Annotated in this window: 23 protein-coding genes; 3 read left to right on the top strand and 20 right to left on the bottom strand. The window is 64.0% G+C overall.

Translation table 11 applies throughout. The annotated features are described in order from the left end of the window. Window positions 1-11: 11 nt before the first annotated feature. The 17 genes from B5T_RS12970 to leuC all read right to left on the bottom strand — a co-directional run bounded on the left by B5T_RS12970 (window position 12) and on the right by leuC (window position 20,496). Window positions 12-920, bottom strand: a complete 909-nt coding sequence (locus B5T_RS12970) for an AAA family ATPase (protein WP_014994963.1) — start codon at window positions 918-920, stop codon at window positions 12-14. Between the two features lie 93 nt (window positions 921-1,013). Beyond that, the gene (locus tag B5T_RS12975; protein WP_014994964.1) at window positions 1,014-2,225 is read right to left on the bottom strand and encodes an O-succinylhomoserine sulfhydrylase; all 1,212 of its coding nucleotides are present in this window, start codon (window positions 2,223-2,225) and stop codon (window positions 1,014-1,016) included. Window positions 2,226-2,242: 17 nt separating this feature from the next. Further along, window positions 2,243-3,766 carry an amidophosphoribosyltransferase gene (gene purF, locus B5T_RS12980; protein WP_014994965.1) on the bottom strand — a complete coding sequence of 508 codons (1,524 nt, stop codon included), beginning with the start codon at window positions 3,764-3,766 and terminating at the stop codon, window positions 2,243-2,245. 15 nt (window positions 3,767-3,781) lie between these two features. Next, window positions 3,782-4,282: a CvpA family protein gene (locus B5T_RS12985; RefSeq protein ID WP_026949739.1), complete on the bottom strand. Its 501-nt coding sequence runs from the start codon at window positions 4,280-4,282 to the stop codon at window positions 3,782-3,784. A 249-nt stretch (window positions 4,283-4,531) separates the two neighbouring features. Then, window positions 4,532-5,161 (bottom strand): SPOR domain-containing protein, encoded by a 630-nt coding sequence (locus B5T_RS12990; protein WP_014994967.1) that lies wholly within the window; start codon window positions 5,159-5,161, stop codon window positions 4,532-4,534. Between the two features lie 98 nt (window positions 5,162-5,259). After that, window positions 5,260-6,516 (bottom strand): bifunctional folylpolyglutamate synthase/dihydrofolate synthase, encoded by a 1,257-nt coding sequence (locus B5T_RS12995; protein WP_014994968.1) that lies wholly within the window; start codon window positions 6,514-6,516, stop codon window positions 5,260-5,262. After that, window positions 6,513-7,385 (bottom strand): acetyl-CoA carboxylase, carboxyltransferase subunit beta, encoded by an 873-nt coding sequence (accD, locus tag B5T_RS13000; protein WP_014994969.1) that lies wholly within the window; start codon window positions 7,383-7,385, stop codon window positions 6,513-6,515. The genes B5T_RS12995 and accD overlap by 4 nt, the downstream gene beginning before the upstream one ends. A gap of 67 nt (window positions 7,386-7,452) precedes the next feature. Continuing rightward, window positions 7,453-8,256 carry a tryptophan synthase subunit alpha gene (trpA, locus tag B5T_RS13005; protein ID WP_014994970.1) on the bottom strand — a complete coding sequence of 268 codons (804 nt, stop codon included), beginning with the start codon at window positions 8,254-8,256 and terminating at the stop codon, window positions 7,453-7,455. A gap of 11 nt (window positions 8,257-8,267) precedes the next feature. Next, window positions 8,268-9,479: a tryptophan synthase subunit beta gene (trpB, locus tag B5T_RS13010; RefSeq protein WP_014994971.1), complete on the bottom strand. Its 1,212-nt coding sequence runs from the start codon at window positions 9,477-9,479 to the stop codon at window positions 8,268-8,270. Window positions 9,480-9,550: 71 nt separating this feature from the next. Then, on the bottom strand, window positions 9,551-10,195 hold the full coding sequence (locus tag B5T_RS13015; protein WP_014994972.1) for a phosphoribosylanthranilate isomerase: 645 nt from the start codon (window positions 10,193-10,195) through the stop codon (window positions 9,551-9,553). A 262-nt stretch (window positions 10,196-10,457) separates the two neighbouring features. Beyond that, a complete protein-coding gene (gene truA, locus B5T_RS13020; protein WP_014994973.1) occupies window positions 10,458-11,246 on the bottom strand; it encodes a tRNA pseudouridine(38-40) synthase TruA in 789 nt (262 codons plus the stop codon). Window positions 11,247-11,344: 98 nt separating this feature from the next. Continuing rightward, a complete protein-coding gene (locus tag B5T_RS13025; RefSeq protein WP_014994974.1) occupies window positions 11,345-14,449 on the bottom strand; it encodes a FimV/HubP family polar landmark protein in 3,105 nt (1,034 codons plus the stop codon). Between the two features lie 528 nt (window positions 14,450-14,977). Next, window positions 14,978-15,991, bottom strand: a complete 1,014-nt coding sequence (locus tag B5T_RS13030) for an aspartate-semialdehyde dehydrogenase (RefSeq protein ID WP_014994975.1) — start codon at window positions 15,989-15,991, stop codon at window positions 14,978-14,980. 160 nt (window positions 15,992-16,151) lie between these two features. Next, window positions 16,152-17,264, bottom strand: coding sequence for an aspartate-semialdehyde dehydrogenase (gene asd, locus B5T_RS13035; protein WP_014994976.1), 1,113 nt, complete (start codon window positions 17,262-17,264; stop codon window positions 16,152-16,154). A 56-nt stretch (window positions 17,265-17,320) separates the two neighbouring features. Further along, the gene (gene leuB / locus B5T_RS13040; RefSeq protein ID WP_014994977.1) at window positions 17,321-18,397 is read right to left on the bottom strand and encodes a 3-isopropylmalate dehydrogenase; all 1,077 of its coding nucleotides are present in this window, start codon (window positions 18,395-18,397) and stop codon (window positions 17,321-17,323) included. A gap of 26 nt (window positions 18,398-18,423) precedes the next feature. Beyond that, entirely contained in the window at window positions 18,424-19,077 is a 654-nt protein-coding gene (leuD, locus tag B5T_RS13045) for a 3-isopropylmalate dehydratase small subunit (protein WP_014994978.1), read from the bottom strand. 6 nt (window positions 19,078-19,083) lie between these two features. Beyond that, window positions 19,084-20,496 (bottom strand): 3-isopropylmalate dehydratase large subunit, encoded by a 1,413-nt coding sequence (gene leuC, locus B5T_RS13050; protein ID WP_014994979.1) that lies wholly within the window; start codon window positions 20,494-20,496, stop codon window positions 19,084-19,086. Between the two features lie 253 nt (window positions 20,497-20,749). On the opposite strand from leuC, the gene B5T_RS13055 reads away from it, so the two are divergent. After that, window positions 20,750-21,622: a LysR family transcriptional regulator gene (locus B5T_RS13055; protein WP_014994980.1), complete on the top strand. Its 873-nt coding sequence runs from the start codon at window positions 20,750-20,752 to the stop codon at window positions 21,620-21,622. 183 nt (window positions 21,623-21,805) lie between these two features. On the opposite strand, the gene B5T_RS13060 is transcribed toward B5T_RS13055, so the two are convergent. From B5T_RS13060 to prmB, 3 genes are all read right to left on the bottom strand, one after another. Next, window positions 21,806-22,980 (bottom strand): IS3 family transposase gene (locus tag B5T_RS13060; protein WP_085942833.1). Its coding sequence is split into 2 segments (ribosomal slippage): window positions 21,806-22,689 and window positions 22,689-22,980, totalling 1,176 coding nucleotides; the frame shifts between segments, so codons are not numbered across the junction. Window positions 22,981-23,053: 73 nt separating this feature from the next. Beyond that, window positions 23,054-24,157 carry a chorismate synthase gene (gene aroC, locus B5T_RS13070; RefSeq protein ID WP_014994981.1) on the bottom strand — a complete coding sequence of 368 codons (1,104 nt, stop codon included), beginning with the start codon at window positions 24,155-24,157 and terminating at the stop codon, window positions 23,054-23,056. 27 nt (window positions 24,158-24,184) lie between these two features. Beyond that, a complete protein-coding gene (gene prmB, locus B5T_RS13075) occupies window positions 24,185-25,111 on the bottom strand; it encodes a 50S ribosomal protein L3 N(5)-glutamine methyltransferase (protein WP_014994982.1) in 927 nt (308 codons plus the stop codon). A gap of 165 nt (window positions 25,112-25,276) precedes the next feature. On the opposite strand from prmB, the gene B5T_RS13080 reads away from it, so the two are divergent. Together B5T_RS13080 and B5T_RS13085 are read left to right on the top strand one after the other, a co-directional pair. After that, entirely contained in the window at window positions 25,277-25,690 is a 414-nt protein-coding gene (locus B5T_RS13080) for a hypothetical protein (protein WP_014994983.1), read from the top strand. Between the two features lie 70 nt (window positions 25,691-25,760). Next, entirely contained in the window at window positions 25,761-26,252 is a 492-nt protein-coding gene (locus B5T_RS13085) for an EVE domain-containing protein (RefSeq protein ID WP_014994984.1), read from the top strand. Window positions 26,253-26,320 lie beyond the last annotated feature (68 nt).

Consider the following 26,320-nt stretch of genomic DNA (forward strand, 5'->3'; position numbering starts at 1 on the left):
GCTCGCGCCGGTCAGCGCACCACCGGCACGGTCTGCAACAGGGACTGGGTCATCGCCGCCACGTTGCCGCCTTCGCGGGGCTGCAGCCGGTGTTCCGCCACCGCCGCCCAGACCGACTGCACATCTTCCGGCAGCACATAGTCACGACCGTGCAGCAACGCCCAGGCACGAGCGGCGCGCAGCAGCCCCAGACCGGCACGGGGCGAAAGGCCGGCGACGAAACGGCTGTCGGCACGGGTGGCGTCCAGCAAACGCTGTACGTAGTCGATCAGTTCCCGGGTGGCACGCAGTTGATCGACGAAGCGGCAGAGTTTCCGCAGCCCCGAAGGCTCAATCGCCGCTTCCAGTTGCCGTACCCGATCACGCTGGTCACCGCCGGCAAGCAGATCCCGCTCCACTTCCGGCGACGGATAGCCGAGCGAAATGCGCATCAAAAAACGGTCCAGTTGGGATTCCGGCAAGACGAAGGTGCCGGCCTGGGTCACCGGGTTTTGCGTGGCCACCACGAAGAAGGGTTCAGGCAGCGGCCGGGTCAGGCCATCCAGCGACACTTGCTGCTCTTCCATGGCTTCCAGCAACGCCCCCTGGGTTTTGGGCGTGGCGCGGTTGATCTCGTCGGCCAGCAGCAGTTGCGTGAATACCGGCCCCTCCCGGAGTGTGAATTCACGGCTGTCCGGATCGAATACGGAGACCCCGAGAATGTCCGCCGGCAGCATGTCGCTGGTGAACTGAACCCGCCGGTAATCGAGCCGGAATACCCGCGCCAGAGCCTGAGCCAGGGTGGTCTTGCCCATGCCGGGCAGGTCTTCGATCAGCAGATGGCCGCCGGCGAGCATGCAGGCCAGGGCCAGTTTGATTTGTTCCGGTTTCCCCAATACCACCCGGCCCACCTGGGCCAGGGCTTTTTCCAGTGCCTGCATGGGTACGGCCTTGTCGTCGTTTTTTAAAACGGCGCTCCCCCCAATTCAGGAGCCCAAAAGAGGCTGGCTACACCCGATGTCGGATCTCTTCCCTCAAAACCCCAGCGTTTTCAGCCCCAGGGACAGATCCGCTTTCAGGTCCGCCAAGTCTTCCAAGCCTACCGCAATACGGATCAGATTTTCCGTGATGCCGGCCCGTTGTTTGTCTTCTTCCGCCACCCGCCCATGGGTGGTGCTGCCCGGATGGGTGATGGTGGATTTGGTATCGCCCAGATTGGCGGTGATCGAGATCAACCGGGTGCCATCGATGAAACGCCAGGCGGCCTGACGGTCCCGGTTACCGTCGCTGTCTTCCACTTCGATCGCCAGTACCGCGCCGAATCCGCTTTGCTGGCGCGCCGCCAGTTCATGCTGCGGGTGGGATTTGAGTCCGGCGTAATGCACGCGCACGATGCCCGGCTGTTGTTCCAGCCATTCAGCCAGCACCAGGGTGTTGCGGGAATGCGCTTCCATACGAATGCCGAGGGTCTCCAACCCCTTGAGAAATACCCAGGCATTGAACGGGCTCATGCTCGGACCGGCGGAGCGGACGAAACCATGCACTTCATCCACCAGTTTGGCCGGGCCCACCACGGCGCCGCCCAGGCAACGCCCCTGCCCGTCCAGGTACTTGGTGGCGCTGTGGATCACCAGATCCGCGCCGAGCGCCAGCGGCTTCTGCAAGGCGGGCGTACAGAAGCAGTTGTCGACGATAAGAATGGCGCCGTTGTCATGGGCCAGTTTCGCCAAGGCCGGAATGTCGCCGACTTCGGAGAGCGGATTGGACGGTGTCTCCAGGAACAGCACTTTGGTTTCCGGCCGGATCGCGGCGCGCCATTGCTCCAGGTCCGCCAGGTCCACCATGGTGGTCTCGACCTGGAATTTTTTCAGGTAGCGGTCGAACACCACATTGGTGGTGCCGAACACACTGCGGGAGCTGACGATATGATCGCCGGGGGTCAGCAGCGCGAAAAAGGTACTGCTGATGGCGGCCATGCCGGAAGCCAGGGCCACGCCCTTTTCCGCCCCTTCCATGGCGGCCAGGCGCTGTTCGAACGCCGCCACCGTGGGATTGGTGAAACGGGAATAGACGTTGCCCGGTTCCTCGCCGGAGAACCGCGCCGCCGCCTGGGCGGCGCTGTCATAGACGAAGCTGGAAGTCAGGAACAACGGCTCGGAGTGCGACATCTGATCGGTACGCAACTGCGCCCAGCGAATCGCCAGCGTATCGGTATGCAGTTCGTTCGGATCAGAAAAATCACTCATGATGTTCTCGGTTCACCTCAATTGGAGTTGTGCAGGTCGATGACTTCGTTTTCCGCCAGGGCCCGGGCCTGTTCGCGAGCGGATTTGGCCAGGTCATTGCGGCGTTGCTCCAGATTCTGGAGATAGTCCTGGTCGATGTTACCGGCTAAATAGACGCCATTGAACACGGAACAATCGAATTCCTTGATCCGCGAATTACCTTCCTTGCAGGCGGACACCAGGTCTTCCAGATCCTGATAGATCAGGCGATCGGCGCCGATGATCCGGCAAACCTCGTCGACACTGCGGTCGTGGGCGATCAGCTCATCGGCGGCGGGCATGTCGATGCCGTACACGTTCGGGTACTGCACCGCCGGCGCGGCGGAGGCAAAGTAGACCTTGCGGGCACCGGCTTCGCGCGCCATCTGGATAATCTCGTGGCAGGTGGTGCCGCGCACGATGGAATCGTCCACCAGCAGCACGTTCTTGCCGGAAAATTCCAGTTCGATGGCGTTCAGTTTCTGGCGCACGGATTTCCGCCGCATCTGCTGGCCCGGCATGATGAAGGTGCGGCCGATGTAGCGGTTCTTGATGAAGCCTTCCCGGTATTTCACGTTGAGCCGGTTGGCCATTTGCAAGGCGGAAGTACGGCTGGTATCGGGAATCGGGATGACCACGTCGATGTCATGATCCGGCCATTCCCGCTCGACTTTCTCCGCCAGCTTTTCGCCCATGCGCAGGCGCGCCTTGTACACGGAAATGTCGTCCATGATGGAATCCGGGCGGGCCAGATAAACGTGCTCGAAAATACACGGGCTCAGTTGCGGGTTGTCGGCGCACTGGCGGGTATGCATCTGGCCATCGGCGGTGATGTAAATCGCTTCACCGGGCTCCAGATCCCGTTCCAGATGGAAGCCCAGGGAGGACAGCGCCACCGACTCGGAAGACACCATGTATTCCGGCCCCTGCTCGGTATCCTTCTTGCCGAAGCACACCGGGCGGATACCGTGCGGGTCGCGGAACGCGAGAATGCCGTAGCCGGTGATCATGGCGACCACCGCGTAGGCGCCCTCCACCCGGCGATGCACCGCCGCCACCGCGTCGAAGATATCGTCCGGCTCCGGCTGCAGCTTGCCGCGCAGTTGCAGCTCGTGGGCGAACACGTTGAGCAGCACTTCGGAATCCGAGGTGGTGTTGATGTGGCGCAGGTCGGCACGGAAGATGTGTTCGGCCAGCGCCTCGGAGTTGGTCAGGTTACCGTTATGCGCCAGCGTGATGCCATAAGGCGAGTTCACATAAAACGGCTGCGCCTCGGCGGAACTGGAGCTGCCGGCGGTGGGGTAACGCACATGGCCGATGCCCATGTTGCCGACCAGCCGGCGCATATGGCGGTTGCGGAACACGTCCCGCACCATGCCGTTATCCTTGCGCAGAAACAGCCGGTCGCCGTCACAGGTAACGATGCCCGCGGCATCCTGTCCACGGTGTTGCAGGACCGTCAAGGCGTCGTAGATCGCCTGGTTCACATGGGAGTGGCCCACGATGCCAACAATGCCGCACATTTGCTTATCCTCGAGCTAGCTGGAGCTTGCGCTGATGTTGATGAGATAAGTGAGCAGATCCCCGGCCACCTGGCGGGTCCAGTTCTCCAGCATGACGAAATGCGGTACCAGTACCGACGCCTGCCACCAGGGATCCTCGATGAAAAGCTGGCGGCCCAGTGCGACCAGCACCACCACCAGCAGGACGCCGCGAATGGCGCCGAATACCATGCCCAGTAGCCGGTCGGTCCCGCTCAGGCCGGTGACCCGGACCAACTCGCCGAGCAAATGATTGATCAGCGCGCCGATCACCAGTGTCAGGACGAACAGCACACCAAACGCCACCGCCAGACGCAGACTGGGGGTCTCGATCTGATCCACCAGTAGCGCATCCAGCGCCGGACTGAACAACCGCGCCACCACGAAGGCGGCCACCCACGTCAGCAGAGAAAAGGCTTCCCGGGTGAAACCGCGGCGGAGGCTGATCAGGGCCGACACAGCGATGATGAACAGGATGATGCCGTCTGCCAGGTTCAGAGTCATGAGATGGGGCGTGGGCGGAACAGGCGGCAAAGTTTACCAGAGCGTCCCGCGCTTGCCCATGGATGAACTCGAATGAACGTCATCGTCGGAGCCTATGTGTGTAAGGGCATATCGGTACAGCTTTGGTATAAAATCCGCAAGGCCGTTTCACCCTCCCTCAAGGGAGAGGGGACCGAATAGAGGCTTGTCTTGTCTCCCCTCTCCCTTGAGGGGAGAGGGGCCGGGGGAGAGGGTGAAGCAGTATCAAGGCACGAAGGTGCGCACCAGGCCGTCGAGGGCGAAGCGCTTGTCATCGCGCAGGCGCTGTTTCATCGCCTCGGCGTCCTTACGCTGGATTTCCGGCCCCACGAACACCCGCTGCCAGCGGTTGCCGTCCTGTTCCTGGGCGCGGAAATAGGCGTTGTAGCCGGCCTCGCGCAGCCGTTCCACCAGGGCCTCGGCATTGGCCTGATCACTGAAACTGGCGACTTGCACGGTGAAGCCCGATTTTGGCAGGGTGCCGTTCCGTGCCGGAGCGGGCTCGGGTTCCGGCTCGGGATCCGGTTCGGACTGGGGTTCGGGCTGATCGTCCGGGGCCGGTGCCGCCTCGTCCTTGCCGTCCTGCTCTTCAGGCAAGGGCTTTTGCAGTTCCGCCTGGCCGGCATCGGCCACGGCCTGCTGGTCCGCTTCGATCTCCCGCTCCAGGCTTTCCTGCTCCTGTTCGTCGATGACCGGCTCCACCTCGGTGGTTTCCAGCGCCGGCGCTTCCGGCAAGGTCATATCCAGCGCCACCCGGACCTGATCCGGGGAGCGCAGAACCAAGGGAGCGAGAATCGCCGCCAGCAGAAGCAGCAGCAACAGGCCAATCAAGCGATGACGGGTGCGGGACTGCACGAACGAAAGCTCCTTGCGAATAAAAGGTCCAACAACGGATGGATCCTGGACTCAGGCCGGCCACCCCCGAAGCGATTCGGCCTGGCGCTGGCGGCATTCTAGCGCGCCGGCGGCGGAACCGCTTCGATCACCGTCAGGGCTTCGGCCACGGTGTAGAAGGATCCCACGATCACCACCTGATCGCCAGTATCGCTGTCGTTCACCGCCGCCACCAGGGCTTCGGCGACGCTGTCGCAAAGATGGACCGCTGCTGCCTGCGGGGCCGTCTCCGGTATCGCCGCCGCCAGTCGTTCCACGGTGGCGGCGCGGGGCAGATCCGGCCGGCACAAATACCATTCCAGCGGCTCGGCGGCGAACAGCGCCACCACCTGCTCCACCGGTTTGTCCGCCATCATGCCCAGCACCAGCCGGCGGCGGCCGGCACAGGCCAGCAACCGCCGCCGCAGCCGGGTCAGCGCTTCCAGGTTATGACCGACATCAAGGATGCAATCGATGCCGTTGAAACGGCGCCGGTCGCAACGACCGGTAAGCCCGGTATCCACCACCTGGGCGGGAATATGCCGGGCCGGCGCCAAACCCGCGGCGGCAAGGGCCTGGATCGCGGTGGCCAGATTGTCATCGCCCAGACGCGCCGGCTCTGGTATCCGGTAGCGGCGTTGCTCATCGCCAGCCCGCACGGCCACTTCGCCGTCGCCCAGCGTGAACTCCCGCCCTGCCCTTAGCGGCAAGGCCGCCAGCGCCGCCAGTTCCGAGTCCAGATTAGAAGGCGACGCCGCTTCACCATAGACCAGCGGCCGGCCGGCCCGGCCGATGCCGATTTTTTCCCGCAGAATCGCTTCGCGGCTGTCGCCGAGCCAGTCCAGATGATCCAGCCCCACCGAGGTGACCACCGCCACATCGGCGTCGATCAGGTTGACCGCGTCCAACCGTCCGCCCAGGCCGACTTCAAGGATGCACAGGTCGGCGTCACTGCGCTGGAACAGCCACAGCCCGGCCAGAGTGGTGAACTCGAAATAGGTCAGCGCGGTATCGCCGCGCCCCTGCTCCACCGCCGCGAAAGCCTGGCAAAGCGCCTGGTCCGAGGCGGGGCCATCGGGCAGCCGGATGCGTTCGTTGAAACGCAGCAAATGGGGAGAGGTATAAACACAGCAGCGCAGCCCGGCGGCCTCCGCCATGGCGGTAAGCAGGCGCACCACCGAGCCCTTGCCGTTGGTGCCGGCCACGGTGATCACCGGCATCGGCAGGGTGCGCACGCCCAGATCTCCGGCGACGCGGCGCAAACGCTCCAGCCCCAGCTCGATTTCGCTGGGGTGGAGCCGCTCGATACGTTCGAGCCAGTGTTGAAGGTCGCTCATTGCGTGGACAGCGGCGCCCGGGTCATGTTGGCGAGAAGACGGTGCAGAGTGTCGCGCATTTGCAGACGCGGCACGATCATGTCGATGGCGCCGTGCTCCAGCAGGAACTCGCTGCGCTGGAAGCCTTCCGGCAGCTTTTGCCGCACGGTCTGCTCGATCACCCGCGGACCGGCGAAGCCGATCAGGGCGTTGGGTTCGGCCACGTTGATGTCACCCAGCATGGCCAGGGAGGCGGACACGCCGCCATAGACCGGATCGGTGAGCACCGAGATGAACGGCAACCCGGCTTCACGCAAACGCTCCAGGGCGGCGGAGGTCTTGGCCATCTGCATCAGCGAGAACAAACCTTCCTGCATGCGCGCGCCACCACTGGCGGCGAAGCAAACCAACGGCAACCGCTGTTCCAGGCACACTTCCACCGCGCGCACGAAGCGCTCACCCACCACCGAGCCCATGGAGCCGCCCATGAATTTGAATTCAAAGGCACAGGCCACCAGCGGCAGGCCATGCAGTTTGCCTTTGAGCACCACCAGCGCGTCTTTCTCGCCGGTGTCCTTCTGCGCGCCGGTGAGGCGGTCCTTGTACTTCTTCGAGTCCCTGAACTTGAGCCGGTCCTCCGGCGCCAGTTCCACACCGATCTCGGAGGTGACGCCTTCATCCAGGAACAGCTTCAGGCGTTTGCGGGCCCCGATGCGCATATGGTGTTCGCACTTGGGGCACACATCCAGGTTGCGCTCCAGCTCCGGCCGGTACAAAGCGCTGTCACAGCGTGGGCACTTGCGCCACAGACCTTCGGGTACGCTGTTGCGACGGTTTTCCTGCGGCCGGCGAACCGCGGGCAAAATCTTTTCCAGCCAGTTGTTGCTCATTACCTAGACCCTTGTATTTGACCCGCTTTATGGGACCCGCTTATCTCCAAGCGAGTACGGCACCGGCTTATTCGTCCATGGCGGAGCGCATGTCGGCAAGCACGGCCGCCACCGCCGGTGCGATGGCTTCGGGGCGTTGCGCGTTGGCGGCGATCTGGTTGACCAGCGCGCTGCCCACCACCACGCCATCGGCGACCCGGCTGACAGCCCGGGCCGATGCCGCGTCTTTGATACCAAAGCCTACCCCAATGGGCAATTGGGCAAGGTTGCGAATTGTTTCAACCCGCGACGCCACTTCCTCCACATTGAGGGTGGCGGCGCCGGTGACGCCCTTCAGGGAGACATAGTAAAGATAACCGCTGGCCGCCTCGCCGATGCGACGGATGCGCTCATCGGTGGTGGTCGGCGCCACCAGGAAGATCAGATCGACACCGCGCTGGCGAAATTGCGGCGCGATGTCCTCGCATTCCTCCGGCGGCAGGTCCACCAGCAGCACCCCGTCCACGCCGGCGCTGACGCAGGCATCGGCGAAGGTCTGGTAACCCATGGCTTCCACCGGGTTCAGATAGCCCATCAGTACCACCGGAGTGCGATCGTCCTGGCGGCGGAAATCGGCGACCATGGCGAGCACGTCGCGCAGGCTGGTGCCGGCCTCCAGTGCCCGCTCACAGGCTTTCTGGATCACCGGGCCGTCGGCCATGGGGTCGGAGAACGGCACCCCCAGCTCGATGATGTCGGCTCCCGCCTCCACCATCGCGTGCATCACCGGCACGGTCACGGCCTGGTTGGGATCACCGGCGGTGATATAGGGAATCAGCGCCTTGCGGCCGCTCGTGTTCAGTTGTTCGAAACAGGCTTGAATACGGCTCATGGCATTCCCCCTCAAAACTCGATGCCGTCGATGTCGGCCACGGTCAGGATATCCTTGTCACCCCGTCCGGACAGATTGACGATGAGATTCTGGTCCGCGCTCATGGTGGGCGCCAGCTTGCGCGCATAGGCCAGCGCGTGGGCGGATTCCAGCGCCGGCATGATGCCCTCCACCCGGGTCAGCTCGCGGAACGCGGCCAGCGCTTCCTGGTCGTCGGCGGCCACGTAATTGACCCGGCCGATGTCCTTGAGCCAGGAATGCTCGGGGCCGACCCCCGGATAATCCAGACCGGCGGACACCGAGTGGGTCTCGATGATCTGGCCGTTCTCGTCTTCCATCAAATAGGTGCGGTTGCCGTGCAGCACACCGGGGCGCCCGGCGGTAAGCGGCGCCGCGTGGCGGCCGGTGTCGACGCCATCACCGGCGGCTTCCACGCCGTACATGGCCACGCCCTCGTCCTCCAGGAACGGGTGGAACAGGCCAATGGCGTTGGAGCCGCCGCCGACACAGGCGACCAGCGCGTCCGGCAGCTTGCCGGCCTGTTTCAAACTCTGCTCACGGGCCTCGCGGCCGATCACCGACTGGAAGTCCCGCACCAGCATCGGGTACGGGTGCGGCCCGGCCACGGTGCCGATGATGTAGAAGGTGTCGTCCACGTTGGTGACCCAGTCGCGCATGGCTTCGTTCATGGCGTCCTTGAGGGTGCGTGAGCCGGAGGTCACCGGAATCACGTCGGCGCCGAGCAGTTTCATGCGGTAGACGTTGAGCCGCTGCCGGCGAATGTCTTCCTCGCCCATGAACACGTGACACTCCAGCCCCAGCCGGGCGGCCACGGTGGCGGAAGCAACCCCGTGCTGACCGGCACCGGTTTCCGCGATCACCCGCTTCTTGCCCATGTGTTTGGCCAGCAAGGCCTGGCCGATGGTGTTGTTCACCTTGTGCGCGCCGGTGTGATTGAGATCCTCACGCTTGAGCCAGACGCGGGCGCCGCCGAGCTGTTCGCTCCAGCGTTCCGCCAGATACAACGGCGAAGGACGCCCCACGTAGTGGGCCAGGTCGTAATCGAAATCGGCCTGGAATTGGGGGTCATCCTTGAGACGCCGGTACATGGTTTCCAGTTCGTCCAAAGCGGCCATCAGGGTTTCGGAGACGAACCGTCCGCCGAATTGCCCGAAGTGGCCCCGCTGGTCGGGGAATGCCTTGTAATCAGGACGTTCAGTCACCTCATGCTCCTCGTCTGGGATAGCGTACTGTCAGGATTGTCGCGCCGGGCTCGAAGGGCCCGATCCAAGGGCTAGGCCTTGGCCGCGCGCAAAAAGGCCCGCACCGCGTGGCGGTCCTTGATACCGCCGAGGGTGGCGCCGGTCACGGCCCGCACCTCCACGCCGCCGCTCACGTCCACCCCCCAGGGGCGTACCTGGCGCACGGCCTCGGCCACGTTGGCCGGTGTCAAACCACCGGCCAGGATTAACGGCAACGCCGATTCCCGAGGCAGCAGGCCCCAGTCGAAGCGTTCGCCGGTACCGCCGGGGGTGCCCGGCACATAGCTGTCCACCAATAACCCGCGGGCGCCGGCGGCGGCGTACTCGCGTGCCACCCCGGCCGGGTCGGCGCCGTCACGCATGCGCAGGGCCTTGATCCAGGGACGCTGGAAAGCGGCGCCGTATTCCGGCGTCTCGTCACCGTGGAACTGCAGCATGTCCAGGGGCAGCTCACGCAGGTACTCGCGCACCAGCCCGGCGTCGGCGTTGACGAACAGGCCCACCGTGGTCACGAACGGCGGCAGCGCGGCGAGAATGCGCGCGGCACGTCGCGGATCCACGTAACGGGGACTGGATGGATAAAACACCAGGCCGATGGCATCGGCGCCAGCGCGGGCGGCCTGTACCGCGTCTTCCGGACGGGTAATTCCGCAGATTTTAACCCGAGGTGTGCTCATCGAAATCCTATCAGGAAACGCGGGCCGAAGGACAGCGCCACAGGCGACGCCACCTGCCCCGCGGGGACCGTCCATGTTAGCAAAGCGGCGCGGGTCTGGCACGCGAACATGCCATTCAACACTTCCGAACTACGAAGCCGCTGTAGGAGTTAGCCTTGCTGGCGAATCGGCCCTTCCGCGTGGGATATTCGCTTGCAGGCAAGCTCCTACAGCGGCTTCGTAGGCAGACCTGGCACGCCAGCGCCAGCGTACCTTCCCTGGCCTACTCCAACCAGAGCGGCCCCAACGGCTCCTTCGGCAATTCAAACTCGTCCGGATAACCGATATCCACCAGATACAGTCCGTAGGGCGGCGCGGTGACACCGCCTTCGCGGCGATCACGGGCGGCCAACACCTCGGCGGCCCATTCCACCGGTTGGTGACCGGCGCCAATGGCCATCAGCACGCCAGCGATGTTGCGCACCATATGCATCAGGAAGGCATTGGCCTCCACTTCCAGGATGATCATCCGGCCGCGCTGCTGAATGTCCAGCCGGTGCAGCGTCTTGATCGGCGACTTGGCCTGGCAATGCACACAACGGTAGGAGGTGAAGTCATGGGTCCCCAGCAGCGCCCGGGCGGCATCGGCCATCCGCTGCACATCCAGCGGCCGGTGGTTCCAGGTGACCTGACGGCGGAACAGCGCCGGCGGCGCGCCGGCATTGTAAATCACGTAGCGATAGCAGCGCCGGAAGGCACTGAAACGGGCGTGAAAGTCGTCGCTCACCGGCACCGCCCAGCGAATCGCCACGTCGTCGGGCAAAAAGCGGTTGCCGCCCATGACCCAGGCCTTCATGTCGCGATTGGCGTTTGAATCGAAATGGCACACCTGGCCGGTAGCATGCACACCGGTATCGGTGCGGCCGGCACAGATCAGCGTCACCGGATGATCCGCCACCCGCGACAGGGCCTGCTCCAGGTGCCACTGCACCGTGCGTACGCCGTCCGCCTGGGTCTGCCACCCATGGAAACGGCTGCCATCGTATTCCACCGCCAACGCGATCCGGGTCATGATGGGCCTGTTTTTTCACGCCAAAAGGAAGGGGCGATACCTTACGGCATCGCCCCCTTTTTTTACAGAACGGCGTTTTCGCTTACACGTAATACGCCTTACTCGACGCGCTCCAGCAACTGGCGGGCATCGTCCCGCTGGCTGTCACTGCCTTCGCTGATCACCTCGTTAAGGATATCCCGGGCGCCTTCCATGTCCCCCATCTCGATGTAGGCGCGGGCCAGATCCAGCTTGGTGGCGTTCTCATCGGTTTCCGCCAGGAAGTCGAAATCATCGTCCTCGTCGGCGGCCACCGGCGCGGCCGGTTCCTGAACTTCGCTGGCCGGCGGTTCAGCAGGCGCCGGAGCCTCGAAGGCCTGGTCCCCGAACGCCTCCGTGCCGGCCTCGGCGGCCGCCGGCTCGGTCAGTTCGATCGCCTCCTCCGGAGTTTCATCGGCACCGGCATCGTCCAGATCCAGGCCATCCAGGGAGAATTCGAAGGTGTCATCCCCCTGATCCTCAATGCCCACTTCGCCCTGGTCGTCGCTCTCCAGTTCGGAGGCCGGCGCAGGGACCGACTCGGCAGCGGGCTCGGCCTTGTCGCCGTCCCATTCCAGTTCCAGGTCGTCCAGTTGGAACTCCAGCGAGTCCGATCCTGAAGGCGTCGTCCCGGCCACCGGTTCCTCCCGAACGGCGTCCACCGGCGTCGAGTCCAGCTCCAGGCCCTCGATGTCATCGCTGTCGTCGGTGTCATCCGCGCCGGAAGAAAAATCCAGATCATCCAGATCCAGGCCATCCGAACTCACCGGGGTATCGTCCCGGACCGTCAGCGTGGAATGGGTCAACGGCTCCTCGTCCAGGGCCAAGGCCTCTTCCGGGTCGTCGTCGATCAGCACCGGTTCGTCGTCATCGGCCTCGCTCGGCGGCGCCTTGTCATCGTCCAGACTGAACTCGAAGTCATCCAGATTGAGCGGGTCCTCTTCCCCTGCCCCGTGCTGATCGTGCTCCGACGGGGCCGGCGCGCTGAAATCACCGGCCAGATCCAGTTCCAGATCGTCCAGGGATAACGGGGCGGACTCGTCCGTGCCGGCCTGCCCGCCACCGCCCAGCCGTTCGATGGCTCGGTCCAGTTCCACCGCGGTGCCGGCGTACAGCGCCGCCTGCTGCCGGAACGCCGCCTGATCCCCCATCTCGTTGAGCACTTCCAGCAGCCGCACTTTCAAATCGTTACGGCCCGGCGCCTGATTGATTTCATTACGGAGGAAATCCGCCGCCTGCGGGTAGCGGCCATAGGCCACATAGACTTCCACCTCTTCCAGCGGATCCTGACTGGCGGCCGCGGCGGTACGGGATTCATCCTCTTCATCGACGTCGCCGGCGCCGGTCCGCGCCACCATCGGGTCCTGCCCGGACGGCCCTTGGTCTTCGTTGTCGCCGTCATCCGTCAGCGGCATCAATGGCGGCAAAGCGTCCTCCTCCGGGTCACCCTTGCCGCCCTGGCGGCGGCGCAATGCCAGCAGCAGAAGCAGCAACAGCGCCGCCACGGCGGCCCCCAGATACAGCAGATTGCGCATCACCCAGTCCAGCCAGCCGGAGGACGCCGGGGCGGCGGGCTCGGTTGCCGGCGGCAGCGGACGCACGGAAGCGGCACTGTCAGCGCCGCTTGCCGGTTGGGACAGAGGTTTCGGCGCGGCCTCGGCGGCGCCGTCGGGCCTCTCCATAGTAGAAGAGTCCATAGTAGAAGAGTCCATGGCGGCGGAGTCGGCCGGCGGCGAGGTGGCCGCCGCCGGGTCCTCTGTTTCCGCTGACGCCGGCTCTCCCGGGGCCCGTTGCTCAGGGGTTATCTCCGCGGGGGTTATCCGCGCAGGCGCGAGCAATGCCTCATCCACATTGCCATCGCCCTCGCCTTCCCGAAGCTGCCGCAAGGCCTCCTGAAGCGCCGCGATCTTCTCGTTTTGCAGACGCAGCATTTCGCCACTGGTGCCCAGTTGCTCGTCAAGCTCATCGATGCGGCTGCGCAGCTCATTGTTTTCCCGGCTCAGCCGGTCCAGATTCTCGTCACGGATAGCCAGTTCGTTCTGCAGCGCGGCGGTGGCCGCCTCGCCATCATCGCCAGTGCCATCACCGTCACGGGCGGCGGCGGTGGCATCCGGCGCCACCAGCGTGACCCGGCCACCATCGTCTTCCTGCTCCACTGGCGCGGCATCGCTTTGCTCGGTGGCATCCAGTTGCGCCGCCGCCAGCGTTTCCTCCGCATTGGTGCTAGCCGCCCGCCGCTGGCGCCATTCGCTGGTCTGATCGGCTACCCGCCGCATGGCTTCGCTGCTGGCGATCGCCGCCGCCTGACGTTCGCTGGGCAGCCGCAGCACCGCGCCTTCCCGCACCAGATTGATGTTGCCGTCGATGAAGGCTTCCGGGTTCATCTCCTGAATCGCCATCATCATCTGCTGGACGGAGACCCCGCCGCCGGGGCGGTGATCAGCGGCGATGCGCCACAGGGTATCGGACGAGCGCACCCGGTAGCGGTCATTGCTTTCGTTCAGAGTGCCACGCCCCGGTGTCGCGCCGCTGGCGGTGCCGCCCTGGTCCGAGTCCGCTTCCGCTTGCTCCGGTTCCGGCTTCGGTTCCGCGGATTCGGCCACCGGCTCGGCGGCGGTTTCCGTCTCGTCTCCTGGTTCTCCTTCCGTCTCCTGGTCACTGACGGCGGGCGCCAGGGCTTCGGGCTCCGGCGCGGGCGGTGCCGGTTCCGTCTTCGGCTCCGCTTGCGGCAGAACCGGCACCGGCGCCGGTTGAACCTGGGCGGCACTGACCGCCTCACCACCGGCATCGTAGCTGGGCGGATCCAGCAATACGGTGTATTCGCGCACCAGACGGCCGGTGGGCCAGAGGATTTCCACCAGGAAGTTGAGATAGGGCTCACGCACCGGCTGGCGGGAACGGATGTGCAGCACCCCGTCGCCCTCGCCGGTGAAGGTCACCTCGAAAGTCAAATCATTGAGGAAATAGCCGCGCTCCACCCCGGCGGTGTCGAATTCCGCTTGCGGGGCCAGATTGACCACGATTTCCTCTGTCGACAGCCGTCCGGTTTCATGCAGGACGACGTCCATCTCCAGCGGCTGGTTCAGATAGGAGTTAAGCTCGTATTCCCCCACCCCCAGAGCAGCCGCAAGCCCCGGCGTCATCGCCGCCAGCGCGACAAACCCTATGCCAAATTTTCGGAGCATGTGGTTGAACCCCAGTTACTTATTCTGTATTCCCCGCCCTCTGAGCCGGCAGGCACGCTGCGGATTTCTTTCCGCGAGTCTCGGAATAAGGTCTGGAACAATCCAGAGAAAACAAACCTTATTCTGAGACGCTCTGGTCAGAAAGTCCGCATTCGATTGTGCCCGACGACGGGGTATAAACCTAGAAACTGCGTCACATATTGCTAGTAAGTGCGCATTTTTCATGGTTTTTTCGGAAAAATGCGCGCCCAACCGTGAATTGAAACGCCCCCATCCCGAGCCGTCAGGGCGGCCCGAGAGCTACGACTTTATTCTGGTGGGATGGGGGTTGTCGAGGGGGTAAGCACTTCCTTTGCCCGCGAATTGCCTCTGGCCCGCATACACGTCGCTACAAGGCCTTTGTAGGAGCCAGCCCTGCTGGCGAATCTTTTGCCGGGCCCTCATTCGCCAGCAGGGCTGGCTCCTACAGGGGCTGAGTGGTCTGGTCCGTGGGAAGCCGCCTTGGCAGCGAATGGTGTGCATGCGGGCTCACGCTCCGGCGAGCAGTTGCTCCACCAGCAGGACGGCATTGCGGGCGGCGCCGGCCTTGATGTTATCGGCCACGGTCCAGAAGCTCAGTTCGCCCTGCCCGTCCACGTCTTCCCGGGCGCGGGCCAGCCGCACCAGCGGCTCTTCCTTCACCTGCCGCACCGGGGAGGCACCATCGCCCTCACCGCCGTCATCCTGGGCCAGACCCGGCGCCTCGTCCCAGCAGGCCTGTGCCTGAGCCAAGCCGATGGGCAAGCTGCCACGCACCACCACCACCTGAGAAAGGCCGTGGAACACCGGCACCTGCACACAGCTGACATCCACGGCCAGGTCCGGGCGTCCGAGCACCCGCCGGGCTTCCAGCATCAGTTTCAATTCCTCGCTGGTATAGCCGTTGTCCTGCGGACGCCCGACGGTAGGCAGCAGATTGAAGGCGTATTGCGGTTCCGCGCCTTCGCTGGCCTCCATGCCATTGAGCAAACGCGCGCTCTGGCGGGCCAGACGCTCCACGCCATTGCGCCCCGAGGAGGAGGCGGCTTGCAACTGGGTCACCGTGACCCGCTGCAATTCGGAGATCGCCATCAGCGGCTTCAACGCCAACATCAGTTGCACGGTGGCGGCGTCGGCGGCGGCGGCCAGGTTACGCTCGCGGGCGGCGGGAATCTGTTCGTCGTTGACCCCGGCCACCAGCAACGGCACGTCCGGCTCGTAGCGAAACGCCGGCGACAGGTCCAGGACCATGGCTCCGGCATCCACCGCGCGCGGCGCCCATTCCTGGGACACCGCGGCGCCGGCGGCGAACACCACCAGCGCCACGCGGGAGAAGTCGAAGCCATCCAGCCGCTGCACCGTCAGCGAACGGCCGCCCACCCGCAACGACTTGCCTTCGCTCTCTTCGGAGGCCAGCAGGAACAGCTCTCCGTAAGGCACCTTGTGCTGCGCCAGTTGCTCCAGCAGGGCATCGCCCACCAGGCCGGTGGCACCAACCACCGCCAATCCGGGTTCCATCGACATTGCATTTTCCTCCAGGACGACTGCCGTCCCATGGTTGGGAACAGCGCTTACACGCAACACGCCGGCACGCCAACACGCCAAACCCGGCTCATGAGGGTCGTGCAACGCCCCCCGGGTTTTAGCGTGCCAGCGTGCCGGCGTGCAAGCGTGCCAGCGATATTTATCTTTCCAGCAGAATCCGCAGCATGCGGCGCAGCGGCTCGGCGGCGCCCCACAGCAACTGATCACCGACGGTGAAGGCGTTGAGGTATTCGCCGCCCATGTTCAGCTTGCGCAGGCGCCCCACCGGAACGGTCAAGGTGCCGGTTACCGCCGTCGGCGTCAGATCACGCAGCGTCGCCTCTTTCTCGTTGGGCACCACTTTCACCCAATCGTTGGCTTCGCTGAGCAGCGCATGGACTTCGTCCAGCGGCACATCCCTGGTCAGTTTGACGGTCAGCGCCTGGGCGTGGCAGCGCATGGCACCGATGCGCACACAGGTGCCGTCCAGCGGGATCGGTTGGTCGCCGCGCCCGAGGATCTTGTTGGTCTCGGCCTGGGCTTTCCATTCTTCCTTGCTCTGGCCGTTTTCCATTTCCTTGTCGATCCACGGCAGCAACGAGCCGGCCAGCGGCGCGCCGAAATGCTGTTGCGGCAGATCGCTGGAACGCATGGTGTCCGCCACCTGACGATCAATGTCGAGAATGGCACTGGCCGGGTCCGCCAGTTTGTCCGCCACGGCACCGTGGATGGTGCCCATCTGCGCGATCAGCTCGCGCATGTTCTGGGCGCCGGCGCCGGAGGCCGCCTGGTAGGTCTGGGCGCTGGCCCACTCCACCAGACCGGCGTTGAACAAACCGCCCAGGGCCATCAGCATCAGGCTCACGGTGCAGTTGCCGCCGACGTAATCCTTGACGCCGTTGTCCAGCGCCTGGTCGATCACCTTGCGGTTCACCGGGTCCAGCACGATGACGCTGTTGTCCTGCATGCGCAGCGCGGAGGCGGCGTCGATCCAGTAACCCTGCCAGCCGGCTTCGCGCAGTTTGGGATACACCTCATTGGTGTAGTCGCCGCCCTGGCAGGTGACGATGACGTCCAGTTTTTTCAGCTCATCGACGCTTTTGGCGTCGCCCAGCGCCGGAATTTCCTTGCCCACATCCGGGCCGGCCTGGCCCACCTGGGAGGTGGAGAAGAACACCGGTTCGATGTCCTGGAAATCGTTTTCCTCACGCATGCGGTCCATCAATACGGAACCGACCATGCCACGCCAGCCGATAAAACCGACTTTCTTCATTGAGACTTGTCTCCCGAAGGGGTTGCCCCTTCTTAATCTATGGGTTCAGGCGCCGATCAACCGCGAGCCAGTGCTTCGGCCACGGCGGCGCCCATTTCCTCGGTGCTCACTTTGCGCGTGCCCTCGGTGTAAATATCCGCGGTACGCAGCCCCTGGTCGAGAACCTGCTCCACCGCGGCCTGGATCGCATCCGCCACGTCGCCGCGCTCCAGACTGTAGCGCATCAGCATGGCCAGCGACATGATGGTGGCCAGCGGGTTGGCGATGCCCTGGCCGGCGATATCCGGCGCCGAGCCGTGGCAGGGTTCGTACAGGCCCTTGCGGTTTTCGTCCAGGGACGCGGAGGGCAGCATGCCGATGGAGCCGGTGAGCATGGCGGCTTCATCGGAGAGGATGTCACCGAACAGGTTGCCGGTGACGATCACGTCGAACTGTTTCGGCGCGCGCACCAGTTGCATGGCGGCGTTGTCCACGTACATATGGGAAAGTTCGATATTCGGGTAGTCCTTGGCGGCGTCGGTGACCACCTCTTTCCACAGCTCGGTGACTTCCAGCACATTGGCCTTGTCCACCGAGCAGACCTTGTTGTTGCGCTGGCCGGCCAGTTCGAACGCCACCTTGGCGATACGGCGCATTTCCGATTCGGAATAAACGTCGGTGTTGAAGCCGACCCGCTCGCCGTTCTCCTCACGGATACCGCGCGGCTGGCCGAAATAGATGCCGCCGGTCAGTTCACGGACGATGAGAATATCCAGGCCCGACACCACTTCCGGTTTCAGCGAGGAGGCGTCCGCCAGTTGCGGGAACAGAATCGCCGGGCGCAGATTGGCGAACAGGCCCAGCGAGGAGCGCAGCCGCAGCAGGCCACGCTCGGGGCGCTTGTCCCGTTCGATGGTGTCCCACTTGGGACCGCCGATGGAACCGAACAGAATGGCGTCGGCGGCGCGTGCCTTGTCCAGCGTGGACTGCGGCAGCGGATCGCCGTGCAAATCGTAGGCGGCGCCGCCCACCGGCGCCTCGTCCAGGCTGATGTCGAGGCCGAAACGCTGCTCGGCGGCACGCAGTACGCGCACCGCTTCCTGGACGATTTCCGGGCCGATGCCGTCACCCGGCAGAATCAGAATGTGGCTCATGGTTCGCTTCCGTGGTGTTGTCCTGATCAGTGGTTCGCGTGCTCGGCGAACACCCAGGGCTCGCGGGCCCGGCGGCGTTCCTCGTAGGCACGAATGGTGTCCGCTTCCTGCAGGGTCAGGCCGATCTCGTCGAGGCCGTTGAGCAGGCAGTGTTTGCGGAACTCATCGATGTCGAAATCGTAGGCCTTGCCGTCCGGCGTGCGCACCTGCTGGGCTTCCAGGTCCACGGTCAGACGCAGTCCGGGATTGGCCGCCTCGGCCTGAAACAGTTCTTCCATCTGCGCCTCGGAGAGCACGATGGGCAACAGGCCGTTCTTGAAACAGTTGTTGTAGAAGATATCGGCGAAGCTCGGCGCGATCACCGCGCGAAAACCGAAATCCATCAACGCCCAGGGCGCGTGCTCACGGCTGGAGCCGCAACCGAAGTTGCGGCGGGCCAGCAGCACCGTGGCACCCTGATAAACCGGCTGATTCAAGACGAAATCCGGGTTCTTCGGCCGCGCGTCATTGTCCTGGCCCGGGTAGCCCTCGTCCAGATAACGCCACTCATCGAACAGGTTCGGCCCGAAGCCGGTGCGCTTGATCGATTTGAGAAACTGCTTCGGAATGATCTGGTCGGTGTCCACGTTGGCGCGATCCAACGGCGCCACCAACCCTTCATGCTTGACGAATTTTTCCATGATCGCTTACCCCAATTCCCGCACGTCGACGAAATGACCGGCCACCGCGGCGGCGGCGGCCATGGCCGGGCTCACCAGATGGGTGCGGCCGCCGTTGCCCTGCCGGCCCTCGAAGTTCCGGTTGGAGGTGGAGGCGCAGTGCTCACCGGGTTGCAGACGGTCCGGATTCATCGCCAGACACATGGAGCAACCGGGCTCGCGCCACTCGAAGCCGGCTTCGATGAAGACCTTGTCGAGGCCTTCCTGTTCCGCCTGCTTCTTCACCAGACCGGAGCCCGGCACCACCAGTACCTGCTTCACCGAATCCGCTTTCTTGCGTCCCCTGGCCACATCGGCGGCGGCGCGCAAATCCTCGATCCGCGAGTTGGTACAGGAGCCGATGAACACCCGGTCCACGGGAATGTCACCGACCTTGATGCCCGGCTTGAGGCCCATGTACTCGTAGGCGCGCAACATACCGGAGCGTTTCACTTCGTCGTTTTCCGCCTGCGGATCCGGCAGGCTGGCATCCACCGCCACCACCATTTCCGGGCTGGTGCCCCAGGAGACCTGCGGGCGAATGTCGGCGGCGTCGATCTCCACCACGGTATCGAATTCGGCGTCGTCATCGGACACCAGGGTGCGCCAGTAGGCTTCCGCCTGTGCCCATTGTTCACCGGTCGGCGCCATCGGACGGCCCTTGACGTAATCGACGGTGGTGTCGTCCACCGCCACCATGCCGGCACGGGCGCCGGCCTCGATGGCCATGTTGCAGACCGTCATGCGGCCTTCCAGGCTCAGCGAGCGGATGGCGCTGCCGGCGAATTCGATGGCGTGGCCGTTGCCGCCGGCGGTGCCGATCACGCCGATGATGTGCAGCACCACGTCCTTGGCGGTGACACCGGGGCCGAGGTCGCCCTCCACCTTCACCTGCATGTTCTTCATCTTCTTGGCCACCAGCGTCTGGGTGGCAAGCACATGCTCCACCTCACTGGTGCCGATACCGTGAGCCAGACAAGCCAGAGCGCCGTTGGTGGAGGTGTGGGAATCGCCGCACACCACGGTCATGCCCGGCACCACCGCGCCCTGCTCCGGCGCCATCACGTGCACGATGCCCTGACGCACGTCACCGATACCGAACTCGGTGATGCCGAATTCGCGGGTGTTGTCCTGCAGCGTCTGCACCTGAATCCGCGAGGTCTCATCGGTGATGTCGGCGGCGCTTTTGAACGGCGTGGTCGGCACATTGTGGTCGATGGTCGCCACCGCCGCGCCGGTCCGCCAGGGCTGCCGCCCGGCCAGACGCAGCCCTTCAAAGGCCTGCGGCGAGGTCACTTCGTGGATGATGTGACGATCGATGTAGATCAACGCCGATCCGTCTTCCCGCTGGGCGACGAGATGGGCGTCCCACAACTTGTCGTAGAGGGTCTTGCCTGCCATTGATGCTTCTCCTGGAGCCTTGGGGGGCTATTAATAGGCACACCCTACGCGGGGGCATAAGATAAATCCAATTCATCTTTTTTATGGTTTGGATTCCTGGAGGTTATTTGAGAGTATTGCAGAGACCCGGAAAGCAAAGGGCTTCCGGCCAGGCAAGGGAAGCGCTGGCACGCTGACACGCAACACGCTGGCACGCTAACCCCCTAATTTTTTGCGTGTTGCGTGTCAGCGTGTTGCGTGCAAGCGAGACTTTATGGACACCCAATCCCTGCAAGCTTTCATGGCCGTGGCTGAGAGCGGTTCCTTTTCCGGCGCGGCGGAGCGGCTGTTCCTGACCCAGCCGGCGGTGAGCAAGCGCATCGCGGTGCTGGAGCAACAGTTGGGCGCGCGGCTGTTCGACCGGGTCGGGCGGCGCATCCGCCTCACCGAAGCCGGCGAGGCGCTGTTACCCCGGGCACGGAAAGTGCTTCAGGAACTGGAGGACATGGGCCGCGCCATCAACAACTTAACCGGCGAGGTCAGCGGTACCCTGCGCATCGGCACCAGTCACCATATCGGTCTGCACCGCCTGCCGCCGGTGCTGCGGCGCTTCTCCCGGGAGTACCCGCAAGTACGTTTGGACATTCATTTCATTGATTCCGAGGAAGCCTGGGAGTCGGTGCTGCACGGGGATCTGGAGATGGGGGTGGTGACCCTGCCGCCGCAGCCGGATACCCGCCTGCACAGCCAGGTGATCTGGGACGACCCGCTGGTGTTCATGTGCGCGCCGGAACACCCGCTGGCCCGGCAAGCGGATCTCACCCTGGAAACCCTGACCCGCTTCAGTGCCATCCTGCCCTCGCCAGTCACTTTCACCCGCCGCATCGTTGAAAGATTATTTCAGGAACACGGCCTGGCGCTGAACATCTCCATGTCCACCAACTATCTGGAGACCATCCATATGATGGTGTCCATCGGCCTGGGCTGGAGCGTGCTGCCGGCCACCATGCTGGACCAGAGCGTGATCGAGCTGGCGGTGGACACGCCGCTGCCGCTACGGCGACTGGGGGTGGTGACGCACCCCGGGCGGAGTCGGTCTAATGCGGCACGGGCCTTCCTGGAGACGGTGAAGATAGTTGACAGTTGATAGTGGACAGTTGACAGCGAAAAAACAAAACAGGGGCCAGCCCATAATAAGGAGGCCGCACCCTTGGATTGGGAGCGGCCTTCCGGGAAGAGAAAACAGTAGTCTGCGGATGTGCAAAGTGAGTTTGCGATATCGCAATGTCTTTGACTTTCGCTGGACTGGCCCCATTTAAGTAGACACCGATTATAAAGTAGCCGCATAGTCGTTGGGGGTGAGCCCTCCCAACGTCATGTGGCGCCGTACTTTGGGGTAGAAGTGGTCCGTATAGTACTGGATTTCATCGGCCATTTCGTCCCGGCCGATCAACCCTAGACGCTTCGTCCACTCCTTCTTCAACAAGGCGAAGAAGCTCTCCGCACAGGCGTTATCCCAGCAGTTGCCCGGGCGCGACATGCTGATCGTGACATCCCGGTCATTGAGCCAGCCCATCACCGCCTCGTTGCGGTATTGGACGCCCTGATCCGAGTGGAACAGCAGGTCTTTTCCTCGAGGCTGACGGCACGCCCAGGCCTGCTCCAGAGCACGCAGCACCAGGCCCGAGTCGTTGACCCGCCCCAGCGCTCGACCCACCACCTGACGGGTGCACAGGTCCAAGATCACCGCCACATACAGCCAACCCTCCTGACACGGCAGTTGGGTAATATCCGACACCCACACCTGGTTGGGGTGAGCTACATTGAACTGACGGTTCAGCAGGTTCGGTAGCACTGGCAACCCGCTGCTGGGGCGCCGATGCCCCGGTTTCGTCGCCACGCTAGAACGGTATCCGCAGGCCCGTAGCAGCCGTTGAACCTGATTCTTGCCGCAGGCAAAGCCTGCCGCCTGCGCATCCAACCACAGCTTGCGGTAACCCGGCACCCCATCCTGTTGTTTCGCCTGCTCCAGCAGGAACGTCTGCAAGGTCCGCCACCGTTGGCGCCGGGCGCTGGGCCGGCAGGGGGCGTGGCACCACCGGTAATACCCCGCCCGAGATACGTCGAGTACTTCGCACAACACCGTCACTGGCCAGCGGTCACGGTGCCCGTCAATGAAGGCAAACCTCATTTCTGGAGCTTGGCGAAGTACTCGTCCGCCTTTTTTAGGATGTCCCTCTCCATCTCCGCCCGTTTCAGCTGTTTCTTCAGGCGGGCATTTTCCCGCTCCAGCTCCTCAAGGCTCTTGGTCGGGCCCGCATTACGGACCGGTTTCTTGGAGGATGACTTACCCACAATCCACTCCTGCCGCCAGCGGCTCAGTAAGGTCGGATGAACCCCTAGTTTGGCAGCGATCTGTCTTTGTGTCTGTGGGCTGGACAGCGAGGCCTCAACGGCCTCGCGTTTGAACGCGTCACTAAACCGACGCTTGCTGCGAAATTGCATACACCTTCCTCGTTAATGAAGGTGTCTACTTTTTTGGGGCCGGTTCACGCTGTCAACTGTCCACTGTCAACTATCAACTGCCCTTGTCGCCGGGCACCGGCGACAAGGGCGCCACCACGTCCGCGTTCTGCGCCCGGTGGCGCAGGTAGTGGTCCATCAGCACCAGCGCCATCATGGCTTCGGCGATGGGGGTGGCGCGCACGCCGACGCAGGGGTCGTGGCGGCCCTTGGTGACCACTTCGGTGGGCTGGCCGTCCAGGGTCAGGCTGCGGCCCGGGATCAGAATGCTGGAGGTGGGCTTGAGGGCGATGCTGGCGCGCAGGCGCTGGCCGGAGCTGATGCCGCCGAGGACACCGCCGGCATGGTTGCTGACGAAGCCTTGCGGGGTCATCTCGTCGCGGTGCTGTTCGCCGCGCTGGTTGACCACTCCGAAGCCATCGCCCACTTCCACCGCTTTCACCGCGTTGATCGACATCAGAGCCTTGGCCAGATCCGCGTCGAGGCGGTCGAACACCGGCTCACCCCAGCCCGGCGGCACACCGTCGGCGAACACCGTGACCCGGGCGCCGATGGAAGAACCGTCCTTGCGCAGGGCGTTGATCAGCGCTTCCAGTTCAGGGACTTTGTCGGCGTCCGGAAAGAAGAACGGGTTGTCGTTGACCGTGCTCCAGTCAAACTGTTCGGCACGGATATCGCCGATCTGCTCGACGCCGCCGTAAATCCGCACCCCGATCCGCTCAGCCAGAAACTTGCGGGCGATGGCGCCGGCGGCCACGCGCATGGCGGTTTCCCGGGCGGAGGAGCGCCCGCCGCCGCGGTAATCACGGAAGCCATACTTCTGGGTGTAGGTGTAGTCGGCGTGACCGGGACGGAAGGTGTTGGCGATCTCGCTGTAATCCTTGGATTTCTGATCGGTGTTCTCGATCAGCAAGCCGATCGGCGTGCCGGTGGTCTTGCCTTCGAACACGCCGGAGAGGATGCGCACCTGATCCGGTTCGCGCCGCTGGGTGGTGTAACGGCTGGTGCCGGGTTTGCGCCGATCCAGCTCGCCCTGCAGGTCCGCCTCGCTCAACGCCAGCCCCGGCGGGCAGCCGTCGACGATGGCCCCGAGCGCCGGGCCGTGACTCTCACCGAAGGTGGTCACCCGAAACCGTTCACCAAAACTGTTCCCAGACATTCGTGCTCCTCGATCAGGGGACGCCGGTCAGCCGGCGAAATACTCACGATGGTCGATCAATTGTTGCCGTGTCAGCAGAAAAACGCCATGGCCGCCGCGCTCGAACTCCAGCCACAGGAACGGCACCTCCGGCCAGGTCGCCATCACGTGTTGGTCGCTGTTGCCCACTTCCACGATCAACACACCGTCGTCATTCAGATAATCGGCGGCCCGGGCCAGAATGCGGCGGGTGAAATCCAGGCCATCGGCGCCGGAGCCCAGTGCCAGTTCCGGCTCGTGGTGGAATTCCTCGGGCATGCCGGCGAGATCGGCGGCGTCCACGTAAGGCGGGTTGGACACGATCAGATCATAACCTCCCCGCAAGCCGTCAAAGCCATCCGCAAGCACCGCCCGCACCCGGTCCCCGAGACCATAGTGGTCGATGTTGGCCTGGCACACCGCCAGTGCGTCGGCGGAAATATCGCTGGCGTCCACCTCGGCGTCTTCCAGGGCCAAGGCCGTGGCGATGGCGATGCAACCGCCCCCGGTGCACAAATCCAGTGCACGCACTGGCTGCTCCGGATCCAACCAGGGCTGGAAACCGGCTTCGATCAGTTCGGCGATGGGCGAACGGGGGATCAGCACCCGCTCGTCCACCTGGAACGGCAGACCGCAGAACCAGGCCTGGCCGGTCAGATACGGCGTCGGCACCCGCTCGTTGACACGGCGCGCCAGCAGGGCCACGAAGGCTTCCACTTCATGGGGCAGCAAACGGGCATCGAGCATGCGGGGGTCGCTGTCGTGGGGCAAGGCCAGCACATGCAGCAGCAGCGCCAGCGCCTCGTCACCGTGGTCGTCGGTGCCGTGGCCCAGAAACACCCCGCCGCGGCGCAGGCAGCTCTCGCCCCAACGCAGACAATCCCGGGGCGTGCGCAGGGTGGCCAGGGCCTGTTGTTGCTGAATCTCGTCGATCACCTGAGGACCTCCACGAATGGGCGCGCAAGATTAGCATAGAACGGCGCGGGATGGAGGATCGCGGTCCTCTGGCCGCCCACATAGCACTTTCACCGGATTGATTTCCCAAGCCCACCTGCGCCACTCTCATAAGGTTGCCCAAAATAAGCAGGATGCGATAACCCCATGCCCTCCCTCACCGTCCGTCAGGACGGCCCCTTGACCCTGGTCGAACTGCCCGATGGCATTGATGTGGATCCGGCGGTGCAGTGGCGTATCTACCGTCAGCGACTGGCGCTGTTTCATATGCATGGCGAACGGCGTCAGCACGTCATCTACCGCGGCAATATCGGCAGCCTCGACATGCGTGCCGCGCGCTTCGCCTGCGGCAACGATTTCGCGCGGATCACCGCGCACAAGGTCATCGTGCTGGAAAGCGCGCTCAACCGAACCTTCGCGCACATGATGCTGACACTCAATAAGCCGGCGTTTACCGTCAGCACGGCGTTATCGCTGGAGCAGGCGAGAACCCGGCTACTCAGTGAACTTCCTCCCGACGCAGGGAATAGCCCCCTTGCCGCCAGTGTCAAAGGCAGGTAGTAAAGAAAAAATCGCCGCTGCCCATAATAATCACGCCCTCCTTTTTTCGCGGACACTGAATGAGGAAGCCATGCGCATCTGGTTATTCAAAACCGAACCCGACGCCTTCAGCCTGAACGACTTACAAGCCGCCCCGGACGGCACCTCCGGCTGGGATGGCGTGCGCAACTATCAGGCTCGCAACCGGTTGCGCGATGAAGTGAGCAACGGTGACCGCGTTCTGATTTACCATTCCAGTTGCAAGGTACCCGCCATCGTCGGCGAGGCGGAAGTGGTGTCCGACGCCTATCCGGATCCCTCTCAATTCATTACCGGCGGCGCCGGCGAGGATCCGCGTAGCCACCCGGACAACCCGCGCTGGTATCAGGTGGATGTGCGCTACCGGCGCCACTTTCCCGAACCGCTCTCCCTGGCGACCATCCGCGATCACGCGGAGTTTGCCGACATGGAACTGGTGACCCGCCCACGACTGTCGATCCAGCAGATAACGGATCGGCAGTACCGGCAGATTCTGACCCTGTGCGGAGCCGATGAGCCGCGATCCGCCACCGGCGCGGCCTGACCGGGCAAGAGGCGGTTTCACTCGCCACCGTTTCCTCCGGTATGCTTAAGTAAGAAAAACAACGCAGT

This window comes from Alloalcanivorax dieselolei B5 (assembly GCF_000300005.1).
Classification (GTDB): Bacteria; Pseudomonadota; Gammaproteobacteria; order Pseudomonadales; family Alcanivoracaceae; genus Alloalcanivorax; species Alloalcanivorax dieselolei.